We start from the raw sequence: 18,962 nt of genomic DNA, 5'->3' as shown, positions 1-18,962 counted from the left end.
ACGCAATCGACAGCCTACAGGAAATTCGTTTTAGCTACCCGGAGGAATTATGAAAATCTTATTCGGGGCCACTGAGCCTTCGATCTTCGGTATCGACGTGAGCATCTGGCTAAACGCCGCGGGTATTCTCGCGGGCTTGGCGATTGCCGGCCTACTTACGCCTTGGCTCGCATCTCGATCAACCCGCAGGGACCAACAAGAGCGCACCCTGAGGCTTCTTCTCAATACGTGGCAGACCCCGGCGAACCCCGATTATCAGCACGCGATAGCGGTGATTCCGATCGACTTTCGCAAGTGCCGAGCAGTCCTAGACGCTCATGAAGCTCTTATGGTCGCGGTCAACGAAGCCCCAGCCCAAACCGAAGAGGAGGCGCTCACCAAGAACGAAACAATGCAGAATCTTCAACATCAATTGATGGAGGCTATGGCGACGAAATTGGGCCTGGAGGTCACCGCCGAGAAGTTGCGGGCGAGGGCGTATCTATCGAAAGGGTTTGTGGATCGGGAGATGATGTTCATTTCTGCTATGCAAGCTTGGACGAGGATTGCCGACGCTCTTGAACGAAGCAATGAGATGTTCGCACCCACGACCCCAGACCAGCCAGAACCTGAAGAAAAATAGCTGCGAAAGTTGGCAGGTCAGTTGGCATATAATCCTATTCAAGAAAAAAGGCTCGCAGTTTCAACTAGATCGATCCACATACGGAGGACAGATACTCCTCCATGCCATTTCCAGCGCCGTCACCCGCCGAAGAATAGCGACGCGGTTGTCCGTGGGGCGTTGAGCGAGGGGCGCGCCCTCGACATCATTGCCATGTAGCCCCGACGTCGGCTCATCGGATCGTCGATCGCGGCCGACTTATATTCCGGGTCTTTCATCGCTTGGCGCTGCGCAGGCGGTGCGGGAATGTCTGGGGCCTTGGGCATGCACATGATGAATTCCTTCCTTGCTCGAATTGGCGAATCTCAGGAGCCAATTTTCATGGGGGTGCGGCGGCCCCTGCGGCCGCGCCCTCTATATACGTAGTATATACAGTGTGTGCGGGGGGACCGTTTTCTGCGGGTTCGGGATAGTTTGGGGGAAGTGTTCGGGAAGCGTTCGGGGTAGCGTTCGGGGTAGGATAAACGACCTCCTCGATTACCGTCACGTCGCGCCCTTTTGCCGTGTCGCGGAACGTAACGGACTTGATTCTGCCGATCTCGAAAAGGCGATCCATCGCCCGCTTGAGATCCGCTTTTTTGTAATGCTTCGCCTGTGGCATTCCCTCGAATTGCGAAGGTGCATAGTTCGGTCCCGGCGACGGTCCAACGCGGCGCCCATCCCCCTGCCCGCTGCGAGACCGCAGGCAAGCGAGGAACGCTTCATTGGCTGCCGAGGCGGCAGCATTGGCGGCGATCGCAGCGCGCGTGTCCGCGGGCAACTGATCGTTGAGGACGAGCGCGAAATCGTGCCAGCGGAACCGGAGTTCCTGCCCCTGCCGCGCATAGTTTGCCTTTCCGAGCGTCAGGAGGCGTTCGTCGGGATCGTGGCTGTTCTCGGGGCGCCCCAGCACGATCTGCGACCGCACGGCGTTCAGCCAGGCCGTGGAACCCGAATAGGTGTCGCCTGCCTTGTTGCTATGCGCGACAAGGATCACCGTCGCCCCGAGATCTTGGCAGAGGGAATAGAGCAGATTGACGAATGCCGTGACCTGCTGGCGATCGTTCTCATTGCCCGCAAACAGATGCGCGGCGTTATCGAGGACAACTAGCTGCGCCTTCGACTGTTCGATCGTCGCGCGCAGCATCTGGAAGGAGGGCGACGGACGTAGCTTGTTCTCGGCGTCGAATGTCGCCAGCTCATTGCCCAGCCGACCGCGCAGGGATGCAAGGTGCAGCTTACCGGCAAGGGAAGCAATGCCGACCCCGACCGCGTCACAAATATGCTTCTGCATCCAGTGCAGACGTTCTTCGTCATCCTCAGCGGTGATATAGAGAGCGTTGCCCTGAATCACGTCGATACCGAGCATCGGAATTCCGCCTGCGACGCAGGTAGCGAGCTGTTGTCCGAACGTGGACTTGTTGGCGCCCCCTGCCCCAGTGGCGAGTGTAAGTTCGCGGGCGGGGATATATCCCGGCATGATAAATGATTTCGGGCGCGGCTCTGTGCGGTCCCATCGCGCAAGGTCGGCCAGCTGGAATGTCGTGGCGATCGGAGCGAGCGCCGTGTCGACCAACTGCGCCAGATCGTCTGCTGTTCCCGACCAGTCGATAATGTCACCTTTCACCGGCAGTCCCGGTAGCTCGACAATGTGCGCGGTGCCGCCCGCCTTGCTGATGTCACTCGCGGCCCGCGCGGCGAAAGCACGTCCTTCATCGTCGTTATCGGGAAGAATGATGATCTGGCACCCGGCGAGATCGTCGGCATATGCTTTGCGCCAGCCCTTGCAGCCGAAAGCGCACGCCGTCGCGACCAAGCCCCACGACGCTAGCTTGTCGGCCTTACGCTCGCCTTCGACGAGAAACACACGGGGCATCTCGCCGCCGCTCAGCGCCGCTTTGATTTCCGGTAGACGATAGAGCACGCGGGCGACGTCGCCGATCCCGTTGCTCCAGCCTCCCCGACCATCCGGTCGCTGCGCCTGAAACCGCTTCTTCTTGCCCCCCTGTTCGATCCGAACCGTGCGATAGAGGACAACGCCGTCACCATCGACATATTCATACTTAGCAGTCTGACGGGGCAGGCAGTCGTTCGATTGCTCGCGCCCGGGCAGGAGGCCGACGCGGCGGCATTCATCCTTGACGGCCAAGGGGTCGCCACCGTTGAAGCTATGGACCAGCACGCCATCGGGCGCGTCAGGTGCGTCCTTTACTGTCATTCCGCGGTCGGTTCGGCCGTGCCCCGGTGTCGGAAACGCGCCATAGGAGCCGTGCCAATCGCCGCCATAGTGCCGAGTTATGTCCTGGGCGATAGTCACGGCAGCCGCTCCTCGCCGCTCCGAAGAGTTCGATCGATTATCGGGAAGCCTGTTGCGACGCGCAGCATCTCGGCATTCATCGCGGCCGATTGGTGGCTCGCATATGTCCCGGGACGCGCAGCCGCGGGCGGCACGGCGTCTGCCGGACACACGGCCATCCTAAAAAACGGGCCGTCCTTGCGAATCTGAATATAGGGGGAGCCTTCGCTCTCCATTACCGAGCGCCCTTGCTGTGAACAGCGCGATGATGGCGGCGACATAACCAGCGCACGTCCATCGGCCTATCGTAATCATCGTGATGACCATCAACGTTCGGGTCGCCGCATTCGACGCAAGGCTGGCGCTCGATGAGACCTCGACGCAACGCCGAACGCAACGACGCCTGTGCCCACCGCTCCTTAGGGTGAGCCTGCGCCCATCGACGCTGTGGCGTCATCTTGGACACGCCGTCATGTGCGGGGGAACCTCGCATCATGCGCGCCCTGCTGGCGTCCCCGCTTCGAGGAAATCTTGCAGACTGTCCATGAAGACGAGGCGCCGACGCCCGATCATCACCGATTTAACATCGCCTCTTGCGACGATGCGCTTCATTGTCCGTTCGGAGAGCGAGGTAAGCTCGCTCGCCTGTCGGACGGATAATGTCACTCGCTCCATCCTAAAACTCCATTGGCGCGCCTTTGCAGGCCATGTGGCGACCCTAAGGCTCGATCTATAGAACTCAAAACCGTCAAAACTGGGGGAGACTCCCCAGTCAATTCAGTCAGTTATTGATAAGCAGGCGCGGCGAGCCGAAACCCACCGCGCAGTCAATTCAGCCAAGTCACCGCCGTCCGCGGCGTCAATGTCCTTCGTCGGGGTCGCATCCAAGGTCATCGACGGCGCTGTCGGGATCGCTGACCGCGCAGCCGGGACCGGAGGCATCGCAGGTGTGCGCACCTTGCTCGTCCTCCGCGCCCGTCCCGTCCTCCTCGTCGCCGTTCGGCTCTATGTCGGGGTCGCCGTCGGCAAGGTCGAGCAGCGACAGCGCGACCTCGATAAATCCCTCCAGTTGCTCGCGGCTGTGGGATGCGAGCATCCGCATGACGGCGGCCGGGGGCGGGCCAGCATTGGCCAGCTCGTTGATCGTGACGGGCTTATTCATACCCCGTCTCCGGTTAGCAGGGATCGCCACTTGGGTTCTCGGTCACGAAAAGTGGACAGCGCGCAAGTTGACCCGCCGACACCCTCCGCGACTTTGCGCATCAGTTTCCTGCGCTCGTCTCGTTCGACCTTTCCAGAAGCTGGAAGGCGCATGAAATCGTCGAACAGGCCGACCAACTTGGTGGCCGCAAGTTCGTGCTGCCCTGCAAGGCGAATGGCGTCCGGGTCGTCCACACCAAACGTCACCCGCTCGCTCATAGCAAGATAGGAGCGCGCGAGCGCATCGTGGTATGCCGCCAACACCTGCAGGCGCAGCCGACCGTGACGTTCCCGTTCGATTTTTCGTGCGTCTCGGCGGGCGGCGGCGGCCTCCCACCCTTTCAGCTGCGGGGTTGCCGTGAACAACGCCATCAGCCCGCTATTGTGCGCCGCGCTCATGCCTGCCGCCCCTGCCCGAATTGCAGAATGTCGGCCTGCTGCTGCTCGAACTGCGCGACGGCGTGGTTGCGCATCAACCGGCCTGCGTTGAACAATTCGCCCCGGCTCATCACCAGCGCCGCGCCATTGGGGAAGGTGACGACCACAAACTCACCGCCTGCGCGATCTTCGAAGGTCGGAACGCCCTCGGCCAGAACGACGGCGCTCACTTGCCCTGCTCCCGGAGCGAGCGAAGGGCGGCGATCAACAGCTTGTCTTTCCAGTCGAGCCGGTCGTTCTGCGCGGTGAAGTAATCGAGGTCGCCGCGATAGCAGGGGCCTTCGTCCTCGGCGGCGTCGAATTGATAAACGGCAGCGCACCAAAGCTGGATTTCTGCGCCGCGTGGCGTGGCAGCAACGCTGGTGCAGATTTCGGCCTCGGCAACGTCCACGATGGCCCATTGGGCAAGGCGCTCGGGCGTCTCGCCGTCGCCTCGCGGATTGTCGGGCAGTTCTTGAAGGGTCGCAAAGGCTGCGGCCCTGCGATCCCATGCGGCAATTATTGCCGCGTCATCTTTCGTCCTTATTGCTGTGGCGCCATCGGGCGCACGGGTGCTATCGGCAATTCCAGCCATATTCTCGACTCCTCTTTAGTCGGTTTGTGGTCAGGCCGGCGGGGGTGCTTCCAACACCTCCGTCGTCCGCTTTATCGCCGGGTCAGCCGGTCGATTCCTTCATTTTCCTTGCTTCGTTCAAATCAACGATTTCTGCCGCGGCTCCTGTCAGGAACTCGGACCATGCCGCCATCAACGGGCGGCGCTTTTCCAGAAACTTCGTGCGCCGATACGCCGCTTCCACCTTGCTCTTGACGATGTGAGCAAGCGCGGCCTCTGCAACCTCATTCTGCACGTTCGTCCGCTCTGCCGCCCAATCCCGGAAGGTGGACCGCCAGCCGTGAACGGTGGCAGCCGGCGCAGCGACTTTCAGGGTTTTGGATAACGCAACATCGGTGAGAGGCTTGCCCTTCCCGCCGGGAAAAATCAGCTCGTCATTGTTGGCAACGACCGGATGGCCTTTCAGCAGTTCAACCGCAAGCGGCGACAGCGGAACAACGTGCTCCGTCGCCGTCTTCGTGCGTTCCGCCGGGATGGTCCACGTTTTGGCTACCCAATCAACCTCAGGCCACCGAGCGCCCCGCGCTTCGGCTGACCTCGCTGCGGTCAGGATTGCGAAAATCAGGCATCGGGCGGACATGCTGTCCGAGCTTTGGAGAGCCTTGAATGTGGTCGGCGCATCCTCCACCGACACGGCAGCGAAATTCGACTGTTTCGTCGCGTGCCCACCAAGACCCATTCGGATGGCATTAACGGGCAACTCGTGGTCGCGATGCCCCTCCCCGACCGACCACGCCACAACCGCCGCCACGCGCTGGAGAACGCGTCGGGCAGTCTCCGGCTTTTCCAGCCAGATCGGCCGTAGGACGCGGGTGACTGCCGGAATGCCGATTTCATCAACGCGAAGCTTGCCGATGACCGGAAAAGCGTAATTCTGAAGCGAGTTGATCCACTGATCCCGATGCTTGGGATTGCGGAACGAGCCTTTGCGTTGGCCATGAACGGCGCGGGCTGCGACCTCGAACGTCGGAATGGGGTTCCGCTCGGACTGCTTCTTGGCATCCTTTACCGCTTTCGGATCTTGCCCCTGTCGGGCAATGCGCTTGTGATCGAGAACAGCAGCGCGCGCCGCCTCAATCGACACTTCGCCGTATTTGCCCACGCCAATATCGCGGCGCTTGCCGCCTGGGGCGGTAATGCGGGCGATCCATGAGGCATTGCCAGACGGGCCCACGGCAAGGACCAGCCCCTGCCCCCAGCTATACTTGGTCGTGCCAGCACGCTCGCCTGCCTCGCAAGCGGCCCGGTGCTCTTTGATGAGCTTTTTCGCGGTAAGGTCAGAATAGGATCGTGCCATGCCAACATTAATGCCCACATATTCGTTGGCATGTCAAGGCGCGCTGTGGCCCCCTCTGGCACCTACCGCAGGACTTAACCCTGCTTTTCCGTGCTTCTCTGTCCCACGTCGGCGCCGCCCGTCCCCATAGTTTGGAGGACTCACTCTCCTCCATTTTCCTTTCCTAGTGGATTGAAAATGCTTGAAAATTGGGGATTTCGACCATCCCCGTCCTAAGCCCCATCCTAATTTCGGACAATGCACGTAAATTTGCGGGCGTTGAGATTCGCTTAGGTAGCTTGGTCAGGCGTTGACAACGATGCGCCTTGATCCTCTCATTCAACAAGCGCCAATCGCGGGGGTGAGGGTATGGTTGATGTTAGCGTAGAACTATCTGGCCCCGGTGCCGAATTGGCCAAGGAGGTCGCGGGTGGCAGCCGTGGCGCTCTGCGTCGCGTGTTCGGTCCGGCATTGACCGAGTTCGGTGAAATGCTCGGCGACCAAATGGAGCAGTGATCGGCGTGCATTCGCCCGCGGCGCCAATCGGGTATCCCGGACCGACCGAAATGTACAACCAGCCCGGATAACCGGACGCTGGATCGTCCGGAGTTTCGCGCGTGGAACCGGCCCCGTGACGCGCCGACGGTGGATGAATTCGCACCGTTCGGTATGCGCCATATACGCATGTCCTGCGCGACCCATGCACGGAACCAAGGCCTCCTCCTGCGGTATATGGAAGGAAGGCCACGCCGCGATCACAGGCGAGGAAAGCCGGAGATGCCAAAAATGAAAGTGGAGAAAATCTATCCTTCGTTGCTCGTCGCGGATCTCGCCATGGCCGAGCGCTGGTATACGGGCCGCGTGCCTTCCCGGCGGCGTGATGCGTGCCGGTCGGCGGGCCTCATAAGATATGGAGAGAAAGATGCACATAGCCGAAGGTGAAGCCGCCACGCCTGAGATCGCGGACCGGGCGGCATTTCAGGCGCAACTGGACGAACTGCGCGCGCGCGAAAAGGCGCATACGCGCGCCGGCGACGAAATCGCCGCGGCGCGGCGCCGGCTGCCGATGGTGGCGGTCGACGGCGCCGCGCGGCTGATCGGCAAGGACGGCCCCACGACATTGCTCGACGCGTTCGAGGGCCGGCGAATGCTGATCGCCTATTATTATATGTGGTTCACCGGCCGGCCCGCGGAAAGGCAATGCCAGGGATGCAGCTGGTTCACCTCGCAGGTGCGCGAGCTCAGCTACATCCATTCGCGCGACGCGACCTATGCGACATTCTGCCAAGGTCCGTATGAAGAGAGCAGCCGGTATCGCGATTTCATGGGATGGAACATGCCATGGTATTCAGTGACGGAGGGGCTCGACACCCTGCTGGCCGGCCGCGAGGCGGGCAGCATGTACCTCATCTGTTATCTGCGCCGCGGCTCCGATGTCTTCGAGACCTATTGGACGACGCGTCGCGGGGTCGAGGCGATGGACAATAGCTACAGGCTCCTCGACCTCACCGTCTATGGACGGCAAGAGGAGCAGGAAATCTCGCCCCCCGGCTGGCCGCAAGGCTGGGGAGAAAATGAAAAGGTGCACCCCTTCCGCAGCGATGGGCGTCCCATCGGGCAATGGCAGCGCCTCGAAGCCGGTTTTTCGGACGATCTGGGCAACTGACCCGAAGGAGAACCGCGCCGTCAGGCGGCGCGGGGCGCCGGGCGATTACGCCGTTTTTTCCAACCTGTCTTCAGCCGCGAGCGCCAGAATCCGGTCGCGCACGGTTAGGACGGCCTGACGGGTTTCGCCCGCGCGCACGCAAACGAAATGGCTGGCGGGATTCGCCATCGTCTGCAGCGTTATCGTCGTCAGCCGGCCGTCGGTCAGCCAGTCGGCCGCGAGAGGCTGGCGAATGAGCGCGACGCCGAGCCCCGCCTCCGCCGCGGCGAGGACGGTATCATAATCCTCGAAGCGCCGGTCCTGCCAGCGCGGCCGGTACGATACCCCTGCCCGGCTCAGAAAAGCCCGCCACTGCGATGTATCGGAGTCGTGCAGCAACGGCCATTGAAGCAGTTCGTCGATCACAGGCGCGGCGCTCATCCGGTCGCGCAGCCCGGGCGAGGCGGCGGGCGCGAGCATTTCCTCGACGATCTGCCGCGCGTCGACGCCGACCCATGTGCCGCGCCCATAGCGTATCACCACCTCGGCTTCGCGGCTGTCGAGGTCGGTCATCCGGTGATCGAGCGACAGGTCGATATGCGTATCGCTTTGCTCGATGGCCGGGAGGCGGCGCAGCAGCCAGAGCCGCGCGAAGGACGGGACGACCGACATCCGGACCGTCTGACGGCCGCGTCGGGGCCGCCATTGCTCGGCACTGTGCGACAATCGGCCGAGGCTCTGCCGGGCGTCCCTGACAAATCGCAGTCCCGCCGGCGTGAGCCGGACGCCCCGACCATGGCGTTCGAAGAGCGACGCTCCCAGCCAGTGCTCGAGCGCCGCGATCCGGCGGCTGACCGAGCCGTGGGTAAGCCCCAATTTCCCCGCCGCCGCGCTGAACGATCCTTCCTCCGCCGCGGCGAGCATCGCGGTCAGGCCGTCGAGCGGCGGGAGATCGTATGAGCTGTGCGCCATACACACACGATCGCTGCGACCCTTGTGTAATGTCAAGCGTCATTCGCGGTGTGAATATGTGTGCATGGCACGATTCAGAACTATAGCCGGTATCGCCGCATCGCTTGTCGCCCTACCGGCTCACTCACCCGCGTTCGCCCAGAGGGCGGACGACAACGCGATCGCCGACGCCGAGGACGCGTTCGGTTCCAACGACGGCGGCGAAACGCTCGGCATCTACAGTCCGAACTCGGTACGCGGCTTCTCGCCGATCGACGCCGGCAATGTGCGCCTGGAGGGCTTGTATTTCGACCGCCAAGGCGATTTTTCGCCCAGGCTTGTCGAAGGCAACCGGATCAGGGTCGGCCCCTCGGCGGTGAGCTATCCCTTTCCGGCGCCATCGGGCGTCGTCGACTATCGCCTTCGTTCGCCCGGCGAGGACGCGATGTTGAGCGGCGTGATCCAGGCCAATAGCTGGGGTGGTGCACTGGTCGAGATCGACGCCGCACTGCCGATAAACGACGTGCTGAACCTCGGAGGGGGCGCGAGCTTCAGCCGGAGCGAATATCCTTCGGGGAACAACGCCGACATCACCAACCTCGCCGCGATCGCGCATTTGCGGCCCACAGCCGGAACCGATCTGAAGCTGTTCGGAAGCCGCACGCGCATCGCCGACGAGGACATCTATCCCATCATCCTGGGAAACGGCGCGGAGACGCCGGGCCGCCTGACGCGGCGGCGGTTTCTGGGTCAGAAATGGGCGGATGTCGAGACCGAGCGCTACACCTTCGGCGCGATGGGCCGCACCGGCATCGCCGGCTTTGCGGTGCGCGCCGGACTGTTCCGGTCGGACAACGCGGTGCGCGAGGGACACAATATCTTTCTGCGCGCCGCCCCCTTGGGGGCGCCGGCCGACCGCATCGTCAGCACCTATCCGGGCCGGACCGGCGTTTCGACAAGCGGCGAGCTGGGCGTCGCGCGCAGTTTCTCTACCGGTGCCTTCGAACATCGCATCCAGCTCGTCGCGCGCGGGCGCGCCCAAGACCGGCGGTACGGCGGTTCGATCCGGCGCTCGCTGGGATCCGCACCGTTCGGAGAAGCCGATTATGTCGCCCGGCCGGACTTCGATTTCGCGGCGCAGTCCAACGACCGCGTTCGGCAATGGTCGATCGGTCTCGACTATCAGCTGCGGGTACAGCGCCTCGGACAATTCAGCATCGGTGCGCAGAAGGTCGACTATAGCAAGCGGGTGACCACGCCGAACGGCCCCGCGCCCGAATCACGCGATACGCCGTGGCTGATCAACGCGACCGCGACGATCGATCTCGCCCCCGCGATATCGCTTTATGCTTCCTTCGCGCGCGGGCTGGAGGAGAGCGATGTTGCACCGGAAACCGCGGTGAACCGCGACGAGGCACCGCCTGCGATCCGGACGCGGCAAGTCGATGCCGGCGTGAAGTTGCGCACAGGCGGAATGACGCTGATCGCGGGTGCATTCGATATCGAACGACCTTATTTCGGTGTCGATGGAGGTAATTTCTTCCGGCGGCTGGGTGTGGTGCGACACCGCGGAATAGAGGCGTCGCTGAGCGGTTCGCCCACGCCCGGATTGACGCTGGTCGCGGGCGGGTCGTTTATCCGGGCACGCGTCAGGGGCGACGAAGCCGCGTCCGGCGCGATCGGCCGTCGGCCGATCGACGTGCCGTCGCGAAAGATCGTCGCCAGCGTCGATTGGCGGTGGCCGTCATCCCCGACCTCAATCGATGCCACCGTCGAGCATGTCGGGCGGAACACCGCGGACAGGCTGAACCTTGTTGACGTCGCATCCTATACAACGGTCAATATCGGACTGCGCCAACGCTTCGCCATAGGCCGATCGACCGCCGTCTTTCGTATCCAGGCCACGAACCTGTTCAACGCTTATGGTTGGGAAGTCGCGGGCGACAATGCCTTCGTCTACATTCAGCCTCGACAAATCGCGGCCAGAATTACAATGGACCTGTAATCGATCCGTCGAAACAGGAAACCGGATATGGCATCGGAGCATCCAGCTGCAGCCCTTACATGCTCCGCGGCACGACGCTGCGGGGCTCCCGGCCGGAGCATCGGCGAAAAGACGCGATACCCGACGGCGCATCGAGGCGGGAACCATAGCGCCCTTCCCGCATAACTTGCCCATATGTTCGCAATCGACTCGCTACTCGTCAAAATCGCGCTCATCGGCATCATCGGCCTGGGCGCCCAGTGGATTGCCTGGCGAACGGGGCGGCCCGCGATCGCCCTGATGCTGATCGCGGGGATCGTCGCGGGACCGATTCTGGGCTTCATCAATCCCGAGCGGGATTTTGGCGCGCTGCGCGAGCCCATCATCAAGCTGGCCGTGGCGGTGATCCTCTTCGAGGGCGGACTCAGCCTCAAGTTCCGCGAGCTGCGACAGGCCGGCACCGCGGTGCTGATGCTCGTGTTCATCGGCGTCCCTCTCGGCTGGGCGCTCGGCACCGCCGCCGCCTATTATGGCGCGGGCCTGCCGCTCGAACTCGCGGCGCTCTTCGGCGGCGTGATGGTTGTCACGGGGCCGACCGTCATCGCCCCGCTGCTCCGCTCGCTCAACATTCCGCCGCGTGTCAAACACATGCTCAAGTGGGAAGCGATCGTGAACGACCCGATCGGCGCGCTGATCGCCGTCGGCGTCTACAGCTATATCACCCACGGCGGCAGCGCGGCGGCAAGCACGGTCGTCATCGATGTCGCGGCGGCAAGCCTGCTCGCCATCCTCCTCGGCACCGCGGCCGGCTTTGCCCTCACCACGGCCTATCTCCGCGGCTGGATTCCGGAGTATCTTAAGGCACCCATCCTGCTGACGTCGGTGATCGGAGTGTTCGTCCTGTCGGATCTGGTGATGCACGAGACGGGGCTCATCACCGTGACAGCGATGGGAGTCGTGATGGCCAATCGCGAAACCTATTCAAGCCACATGCTCCGGCGGTTCAAGGAAGATCTGACGATCCTGCTCGTGTCGGGCGTCTTCATCATTCTGTCCGCAACGCTCGACTGGCAGGTCGTCCGCAATTTCGAACTGCGCTTTGTCCTGTTCCTGTTGCTGCTCCTCTTCGTCGTCCGCCCGCTCACGATCATGACCGCGCTGCTCTTCACGCGCATCCCGCTACGCGAGCGCCTGTTCGTCGCGTGGATCGCGCCGCGCGGCATCGTCGCGGTCGCCGTGACCGGTCTCTTCGCGCTTCGCCTCACGGACTATGGCGTTCCGGGCGCCGAGGCGCTCGTGCCCCTGGGCTTTGGCGTGGTGATCGTGACGATCTTCGCGCACGGCTTTACGGCGGGAACCGTGGCGCGGCTGCTCGACCTCGATCGCGGCAAGGGCAACGGCGTCCTGCTCGTCGGTGCCAACAGCTGGACGATCGCCTTTGCCGAGTTCGTGAAGGGGCAAGAACGCAACGTGCTGATCGCCGACGAAGACAAGCTCGCGCTCCGCCGCGCACGCCGCGCCGACATTCCGGTCTATCACGGCAATATTCTCGACGAGGCGCATGAGGACGAGATCGAACTCGGCCAGTATCGCCAATTGATCGCGGCGACCGGCAGCGACAGCTACAACGCCCTCGTCTGCAGCGAGCTTGCGCCCGAGATCGGTGCCGACCGCGTCAGCCGCACCGGCGGACAATCGCGCCTGAAGGGCCTGCGCCGCGGCCGCATTTTCACCCTTGCGGGCACGCCGATCGAGGAGTTGCTCGACCGCCTCCAGGCCGGCTGGAGTTTCGGGCGGACGCGCATCACGGAGAAATTCACCTATGATGATTTTGTCGCGCGGATGAAGGCGAACGGCGGCGACAGCCTCGCCGTTGCGAAAGCGTCGGGCGAGCTCGTCATCTTCTCGAGCGACAGGCGCCCTACGATCGAGCCGGAGGATGTGATCTGGACATTCGTTCCGCCCGAAGCGCCGCCCATATCCGAAGCGTCCGCCCGATCGAACAACGCGCCTTCCGGAGCCGCGCCGTAGGTTATAGTCTCGAAGGGAGCCGCTTCATTCGAACAGGTCGAGCGGGATCGCCTCGCCGATCCGCGTTTGACCATGGCCGTTGGGATGCAGATAGTCGCCGCGATGCAATGCCGGATCGAGACGCCTGGGATTCGCGGGGTCGGCGACCGACTTCTCCATATCGATGACGGCGTCGAACGCGCCCGACGTGCGGATCCAGTCGTTGACGCGCTGGCGCATCGCTTCGCCCGCCGCCGTGTGATAATTGGCGCCTTCGAACGGCAATATGGTCATACCGATCGCCTTGATACCGTGCCGATGCGCGCTTGCGACAAGCGTTCGATAGCCTTCGATCAGATGGTCATAGGACAGGGTCGGCGCGGCCGTGCCGTCGGGGCGCCGACGGCCCGAACCCCCGATATCATTGACCCCTTCGAGAATGACGACATGGGTCACGCCCGGCAGCCCCAGAACGTCGCGATCGAAGCGTTCGACCGCGCTGGGTCCCGAGCCGCGCGAAATGACGCGGTTGCCCGAAATCGCCTGCGTCACGACGACATGGGGCTTGCCCGCCCGCGCGAGGCGGCGGCCGAGCACGTCACCCCACCGGCATATCGGCACGGCGTCGTTGGCGCATCCCGGATTGTCGGTGATCGAATCGCCGAAGGCGACGACGACCGGCCGCTGGGCCTTGCCCAGCACATCGACGCCCGCGAGCAGCGGCCGGGTATCAGCTGTGCGCACCGCGACGAAGCCCGCCCGCGTGAAATCGCCCGGCGCCGATATCTGCGTCCGGGCCCCGCCGGCGCCATGGACCGTGTTCAGCTTTACGGCATCGGGAAGATAGACCGAAACCTCGACCACATCGAACGCCCCGACGCGAAGCTCCGCCGCGTCGCTGACCAGGGTCGTGCCGGCGGATGCGCGCACCGACGCCTGACCGCCGAAGCGGACGGGCACCGCCTTTTCACCCGGCTTTCGAACGCTGGCCGCGCCGATGAGCAGCGGCTCGCCATATTCGTTGGACAATCGGAGCCGGACGCCGTCGCCCGCAGCGCCGACGCGAACGGCAAAGCGCAGCGTCGCATCGTCGACCGCGACTTTCTGCTTCTCGTTCGCCGCTTCCCACATGCTCGCCGACCAGGCCGGCGTCCATTCGCCTTTCGCCGGGGCGGCGGCGACCAGCAGCAAAGCCGACGCGGCAGCGAAGAACTTCCAAGGATGAGACATCACATACTCCCTGTTCAGCGGCGCGTCCCCGGGCTGGTCGCAGCGGACCGGGCATAGCGGCCGAAAGGCAGATCGTCCGCGCCGCTGAAGAGGTGATATATATGATAATATCAGACCACGGCTAGCCCCGGATGCTGAGCAGCGACGGCGCCGTCAGCGAAGCGACGATCGCACTGACAATGAATACCAGGACAATCGCGACAATCACGACAACGGCGGTATAGCCGAGCGCCTTGTCCAGCGGCACCTTCATCAGCACCGGCAAGCCGAGATAGAGAAGATAGAGCCCGTAGAGCGCGAACAGCATCCCGATTAGGCCGAGCGCCGGGATCAACCCGAAAATTCCGCCGACCCAGCCGGCGGTTGCCGAATAGGCCGCGACCTTGAGCGCCTGCACCTGATCCTTCTGCCCACCGAAATTGGGTGCCAACCCGTCGATGACGAGCGCAAGGACAAAGACCATTGCGAGCGACAGCCCATAGGACAGGACCGCCGAGCCCAGCGCGGTACCGATCGGCGGGTGATAGGTGACCCCGAAGGCGGTGAAACCGAAGACCTGCCCGCCGATAAACTGCGCAATCGGCCCGATCGCGGCGAGCACGACGACATAGGGGACGTAGATCGACTGCGTTGTCGCCGGCTCGGCCGCGATCACCGGCCATGTTTCCTTCGGCTTGAGCAGGATATCCTTAACGCGCTGGACAATGCCCGATGCGGGTCCGGAGATATTGGGTGGTACGTCAGCCATAATGCTTCTCCCCTGAAGGTGCGGCCCGCAACCCGAACGGGAAATGCACAAGCCAGAGGAGCAACTTAGCCCGATTGGCCAGTCCATCTGTAACGCTGATCACAGCCGATTCGGCAAATCGCGGCCGACGTGAATGTAACGGACTTGAAACAGGCGTAAACAGCCATAGATTGACCTTATGACACCCGAGTCCTCTTCCGCCCTTGGCGCAACCGTTACAGCGCCGCTGATCGGCCGCGCGCGCTTCGCGCCGGGCGACATCGTGCGCCATCGCATGTTCGACTTTCGCGGCGTCGTGTTCGACATCGACCCCGTCTTTGCGAACACCGACGAATGGTATGAGGCGATCCCCGAAGAAATCCGCCCCGCCAAGGAACAGCCCTATTACCATTTGCTCGCCGAAAACGGCGATTCATCCTATATCGCCTATGTCAGCCAGCAGAATCTGGTTGCCGACGGCGACGGCGGGCCCATCGACCATCCGCAGATCGACGCGATGTTCGACGGGCTCGATCACGGCCGCTACCGCGTCCGCGCGATCCACAGGCATTAAATGGAAAATGATCCTCCCTGTGCCGCAGGCATGGGGAGGTGGCAGCGCGAAGCGCTGACGGAGGGGCTCGTGACACGGCCCCTCCACTACTCGCTACGCGAGCGGTCCCCGTCCCCATTGCAGCGCAACAGGGAGGACTTGCAAGATCAGGCCTTCAGCTTCCAGCCCGACGCCAGCATGCGGTAGGTAATCACACCGAGCAGGATGTTGACCGCGACGAGCACCAGCACCGCGGTCAGCACCGGATTGGCGATCGTCGAATCGACCGTGCCGATGAAGCCGTAACGAAAGCCCATAATCGCGTAATAGACGGGATTGCCGTGCGCGATCGTCTGGAACCAGGGCGCCAGCTTGTCGACCGAATAGAAAGTGCCAGAGAGCAGCGCGAGCGGCGTCACGACGAAATTGGTCACCGCGGCGGCATGGTCGAACTTCTCCGCCCACACCGAGGTCATCAGCCCGAGGAAACCGAGCATCATCGCGCCGAGGATGCCGAAAACGGCGACCGCCCAGAAATGATCGGTGCCGACATGCACGCCCGGCCACAGCAGCATCGCGAGCCAGAGCGCGAAGCCGACGAGGATCGCGCGCGTGATCGCGGCGCCGACGAGCGCGATGATCAGTTCGCCGACCGCGAGCGGCGGCATCAGATAGTCGACGATCGTCCCCTGGATCTTGCCGACGAGGAGCGAGAAGCTGGAATTGGCGAAGCTGTTCTGCAGCATCGCCATCATGATCAGGCCGGGCGCGATGAAATCGGCGAAGGGCACGCCGATGACGGTGCGCCCCGCGCCACCGAGCGCGACGGTGAAAATGACGAGAAAAAGGAGCGTGGTGATCGCCGGAGCCCAGATTGTTTGGAGCTGGACCTTGAAAAAGCGCCGCACCTCCTTGACATATAGCGCCTGCATGCCCGGCACGTTCAGCGTGTGGATGTGCGGGACGCCGGGTTCGGCGAAAGCCGGACCCGAGCGGATATTTGCTGAGTCGGGGTTCGAAATTTGGGGCTGGTCGTTCATGGCGTTCTCGCCTATCGCCTCCCCGATCTTACCGCAAGCTGGGCCGTCGCGACATCGATCCGAAAGGGTCGCGATACGACGATATGGCCCGCGGCGTGGAATGATGAGGAATTTTTAGATGTCATGGACTGACGAGCGCATCGAACAGCTGCGCAGCATGTGGGAAAAGGGCCTGACCGCCAGCCAGATTGCCGACGAGCTCGGCGGGGTCAGCCGCAATGCGGTGATCGGCAAGGCGCACCGCCTCGGCCTGAAGTCGCGCCCCTCGCCGGTCAAGGCGACCGACAAGATCGCCAAACCGGCCAAGGCGGCCGCGCCGAAGCCCGCGGCGCCCGCCGCCGCGCCGCGCCCGCCGCGCCGGTGGCACCGCGCCCCGTGGCAGCAGCGCCGAAAGCCGAACCCAAACCGCCGGTCCAGGCATCGGGGACGGATGGCGCCGAAGCCGCGCCGAAGCCCGATGCGCCGCGCATCGTTTCGATCGGCCCGGCGGCTTCATCCGCCAAGGCCCCGGCGACCAGCAGGCGCCAATCCCGCCTGCGCCGCTGCGCCGGCTGGTGCCCGCGAAGCCAGTACGAAATCGCCGACAAGACCAGCCTGCTCGACCTCAACGACCGCATCTGCCGCTGGCCGATGGGCATCCGGGCGAACCCGATTTCCATTCTGCGGCGAGGCGGTGAACCCACTTCCCCTATTGCGTCGAGCATTGCGGCCGCGCCTATCAGGCGCAACTTCCGCGCGGCACGCGCCGCCTGCCCTCGCCCCGCCCTTCTGGCTGGCCCCGTTCGTTAAGCGCGTCGGTGAGGCCCTTCGGGCAGGTTCGAATTCGCCCGCGCGCTCGGCCTGCAAATGGTCGAGCGCGGCGGCGGGCGCTGCACGATGGCGATCGATATCGAGGCCGCACGCCATTTCAATCCGCAGGGCGTCGCGCACGGCGGCGTCGCCTATTCGCTCGCCGATACCGCGATGGGCGGGGCGCTATTCAGCACGCTGGACGAGGGTTTCTGGTGCGCCACGCTGGAAATCAAGTTCAATTACCACGTCGGCGTGCGCGAAGGGCGGCTGACCTGCGATGCGAGCGTGCTGCACAAGGGCAAGCGCGTCGCCAATATCGACGCGCGACTGTTCCAACACGACCGCCTCGTCGCGAGCGCCAACGGCAATTTCGCGATCTTCGCCGCACCGCACACGCGCTAAAGCCAATCATCATACATGGAATCGTCATCCCGGCGAAGCCGGGATCCCGCCGGTGCCCCAAGGCGAGGCGATGAGATCCCGGCCTTCGCCGGGGTGACGGGACAAGGAAGGCCGTGTTTCAGTCTAACCCGATCACGCGCTAGACAAACGAAAGGCGCCGGATCGTAAGATCCGGCGCCTCCCTTTCCGCTCCCAAGAGGTCAGAAGCGGTAGCTCAACGTCCCGCGCACGCTGTGCGTCTGGAAATTCGGGTCGCTGCGGCGGATATCGGTCCCGCCGCCGTTCAGCAGAAACGGATTGGTCGCAGGCGCGGTGCCGGCCCCAACGTTCACGACATAATCCTTGTCCTTGACGTCGGTGTACAGATATTCGAGCCCGAGCCCGATATTGTTCGTCACCATCACCTCGGCACCGCCGCCGACGGTATAGCCCCACGCATTGGTCTTGCCGTTATCGTCGAAGCTGTTGGCGGTGTTGCTCGTCACGAACTTGTTGTCGAGGCGGGCATAAGCGCCGCCGCCGGTGACATAGAAGAGCGCGCCGCCGCCCGGCGTATAGCCGGCACGCAGGCGGGCGTTCGCCTGATAATCGGCCTCACGGCTCATCGTGTAGCTCGCGGGCGTCGTCGAAAAGCCGCTGACGCTGTCGCGCGCGACGCTGTGACCGCCCTCGACGACCGCACCGAGCACGAAATTGCCCATGCGCTTGTCATAGCCGAGACGCCCGAAGAATTCGGGGCCGTCCTTGTCGTTGCGGCAGCCGAGATTGGCGGTGCCGGTGGCCGCGCCGTTACAGAAGCCCGGCGAGAAGGCATCGGTGCCGCCCACGGTCGTCACCTGGTCGCCATAAGTGCCGTCCTGATCGGTATCGAAAATCAGGGTTTCGCCGCGGTCGCTTCCCTGAAGCGACGCGCCGCCGCCGATCGAGATATAGGGACCGTCGAAGTCCTGCGACGTGTCGCGATTGTCCTGCGCGAAGGCCGGAACGGCGAACATGGAAGCCGCCGAAACGGCGAGGAGAGCTGCGAATTTCATTGTTATTACTCCACTTTTTGATGACCTTGCGGTCGCCAGTGCAACCCGGCAGCGTCCGCCAAAGTTCCTTGCGTTCGTCGAAATGCGATGAGCCGAGCCCGCGGCAAGATGCGTATGCGCGGCGCAAAACC

General features: G+C 63.4%; 18 protein-coding genes and 1 pseudogene. 7 read left to right on the top strand and 12 right to left on the bottom strand.

Going from position 1 to position 18,962, the window contains the following annotated elements; translation table 11 throughout:
* Window positions 1-49 precede the first annotated feature (49 nt).
* Complete coding sequence (locus OVY29_RS04875; protein ID WP_313911063.1) at window positions 50-622, top strand: DUF6680 family protein; 573 nt, start codon at window positions 50-52, stop codon at window positions 620-622.
* 358 nt (window positions 623-980) lie between these two features.
* Here the strand turns inward: OVY29_RS04875 and OVY29_RS04870 are convergent, their stop codons facing one another.
* The 7 genes from OVY29_RS04870 to OVY29_RS04840 form a co-directional block, all read right to left on the bottom strand.
* Window positions 981-2,957 (bottom strand): AAA family ATPase, encoded by a 1,977-nt coding sequence (locus OVY29_RS04870; protein ID WP_313911062.1) that lies wholly within the window; start codon window positions 2,955-2,957, stop codon window positions 981-983.
* A 471-nt stretch (window positions 2,958-3,428) separates the two neighbouring features.
* Entirely contained in the window at window positions 3,429-3,602 is a 174-nt protein-coding gene (locus tag OVY29_RS04865; protein WP_313911061.1) for a helix-turn-helix domain-containing protein, read from the bottom strand.
* A gap of 193 nt (window positions 3,603-3,795) precedes the next feature.
* Window positions 3,796-4,098 carry a hypothetical protein gene (locus OVY29_RS04860; protein ID WP_313911060.1) on the bottom strand — a complete coding sequence of 101 codons (303 nt, stop codon included), beginning with the start codon at window positions 4,096-4,098 and terminating at the stop codon, window positions 3,796-3,798.
* On the bottom strand, window positions 4,095-4,535 hold the full coding sequence (locus OVY29_RS04855) for a hypothetical protein (RefSeq protein ID WP_313911059.1): 441 nt from the start codon (window positions 4,533-4,535) through the stop codon (window positions 4,095-4,097). The genes OVY29_RS04860 and OVY29_RS04855 overlap by 4 nt, the downstream gene beginning before the upstream one ends.
* Window positions 4,532-4,744, bottom strand: coding sequence for a hypothetical protein (locus OVY29_RS04850; RefSeq protein ID WP_313911058.1), 213 nt, complete (start codon window positions 4,742-4,744; stop codon window positions 4,532-4,534). Before OVY29_RS04850 ends, OVY29_RS04855 begins: the two co-directional genes overlap by 4 nt.
* Entirely contained in the window at window positions 4,741-5,148 is a 408-nt protein-coding gene (locus OVY29_RS04845; protein WP_313911057.1) for a hypothetical protein, read from the bottom strand. Before OVY29_RS04845 ends, OVY29_RS04850 begins: the two co-directional genes overlap by 4 nt.
* An 82-nt stretch (window positions 5,149-5,230) precedes the next feature.
* Window positions 5,231-6,484 (bottom strand): phage integrase central domain-containing protein, encoded by a 1,254-nt coding sequence (locus tag OVY29_RS04840; RefSeq protein WP_313911056.1) that lies wholly within the window; start codon window positions 6,482-6,484, stop codon window positions 5,231-5,233.
* A 901-nt stretch (window positions 6,485-7,385) separates the two neighbouring features.
* Here OVY29_RS04840 and OVY29_RS04835 point away from each other — a divergent pair.
* Window positions 7,386-8,129 (top strand): DUF899 family protein, encoded by a 744-nt coding sequence (locus OVY29_RS04835; protein WP_037555611.1) that lies wholly within the window; start codon window positions 7,386-7,388, stop codon window positions 8,127-8,129.
* Window positions 8,130-8,174: 45 nt separating this feature from the next.
* Here the strand turns inward: OVY29_RS04835 and OVY29_RS04830 are convergent, their stop codons facing one another.
* Entirely contained in the window at window positions 8,175-9,080 is a 906-nt protein-coding gene (locus OVY29_RS04830; RefSeq protein ID WP_313911055.1) for a LysR substrate-binding domain-containing protein, read from the bottom strand.
* A gap of 64 nt (window positions 9,081-9,144) precedes the next feature.
* On the opposite strand from OVY29_RS04830, the gene OVY29_RS04825 reads away from it, so the two are divergent.
* Together OVY29_RS04825 and OVY29_RS04820 are read left to right on the top strand one after the other, a co-directional pair.
* Window positions 9,145-11,064, top strand: a complete 1,920-nt coding sequence (locus tag OVY29_RS04825; RefSeq protein ID WP_313911054.1) for a TonB-dependent siderophore receptor — start codon at window positions 9,145-9,147, stop codon at window positions 11,062-11,064.
* A gap of 174 nt (window positions 11,065-11,238) precedes the next feature.
* Window positions 11,239-13,074, top strand: a complete 1,836-nt coding sequence (locus tag OVY29_RS04820; protein ID WP_313911053.1) for a sodium:proton antiporter — start codon at window positions 11,239-11,241, stop codon at window positions 13,072-13,074.
* A gap of 24 nt (window positions 13,075-13,098) precedes the next feature.
* On the opposite strand, the gene OVY29_RS04815 is transcribed toward OVY29_RS04820, so the two are convergent.
* Both OVY29_RS04815 and OVY29_RS04810 read right to left on the bottom strand, forming a co-directional pair.
* Window positions 13,099-14,283 (bottom strand): SGNH/GDSL hydrolase family protein, encoded by a 1,185-nt coding sequence (locus OVY29_RS04815; RefSeq protein ID WP_313911052.1) that lies wholly within the window; start codon window positions 14,281-14,283, stop codon window positions 13,099-13,101.
* A gap of 121 nt (window positions 14,284-14,404) precedes the next feature.
* A complete protein-coding gene (locus OVY29_RS04810; RefSeq protein ID WP_247594864.1) occupies window positions 14,405-15,031 on the bottom strand; it encodes a Yip1 family protein in 627 nt (208 codons plus the stop codon).
* A gap of 178 nt (window positions 15,032-15,209) precedes the next feature.
* On the opposite strand from OVY29_RS04810, the gene hspQ reads away from it, so the two are divergent.
* A complete protein-coding gene (gene hspQ, locus OVY29_RS04805) occupies window positions 15,210-15,584 on the top strand; it encodes a heat shock protein HspQ (RefSeq protein WP_037555607.1) in 375 nt (124 codons plus the stop codon).
* A gap of 146 nt (window positions 15,585-15,730) precedes the next feature.
* On the opposite strand, the gene OVY29_RS04800 is transcribed toward hspQ, so the two are convergent.
* Entirely contained in the window at window positions 15,731-16,603 is an 873-nt protein-coding gene (locus OVY29_RS04800; protein ID WP_313911051.1) for an ABC transporter permease, read from the bottom strand.
* Window positions 16,604-16,721: 118 nt separating this feature from the next.
* Between OVY29_RS04800 and OVY29_RS04795 the strand changes: the two are divergent.
* Window positions 16,722-17,385 (top strand): annotated as a pseudogene (locus OVY29_RS04795) (GcrA family cell cycle regulator); the annotation flags it as partial.
* A 94-nt stretch (window positions 17,386-17,479) separates the two neighbouring features.
* Complete coding sequence (locus tag OVY29_RS04790) at window positions 17,480-17,797, top strand: PaaI family thioesterase (protein WP_313911050.1); 318 nt, start codon at window positions 17,480-17,482, stop codon at window positions 17,795-17,797.
* Window positions 17,798-17,997: 200 nt separating this feature from the next.
* Here the strand turns inward: OVY29_RS04790 and OVY29_RS04785 are convergent, their stop codons facing one another.
* Window positions 17,998-18,831 (bottom strand): outer membrane protein, encoded by an 834-nt coding sequence (locus OVY29_RS04785; protein ID WP_313911049.1) that lies wholly within the window; start codon window positions 18,829-18,831, stop codon window positions 17,998-18,000.
* Window positions 18,832-18,962 lie beyond the last annotated feature (131 nt).

The sequence above is a fragment of the Sphingopyxis sp. SE2 genome (assembly GCF_032227185.1).
Lineage (GTDB): Bacteria > Pseudomonadota > Alphaproteobacteria > Sphingomonadales > Sphingomonadaceae > Sphingopyxis.
The sequence above is the reverse complement of the archived record's forward strand: the minus strand, read 5'-3'. Positions and strand labels throughout refer to the sequence as shown.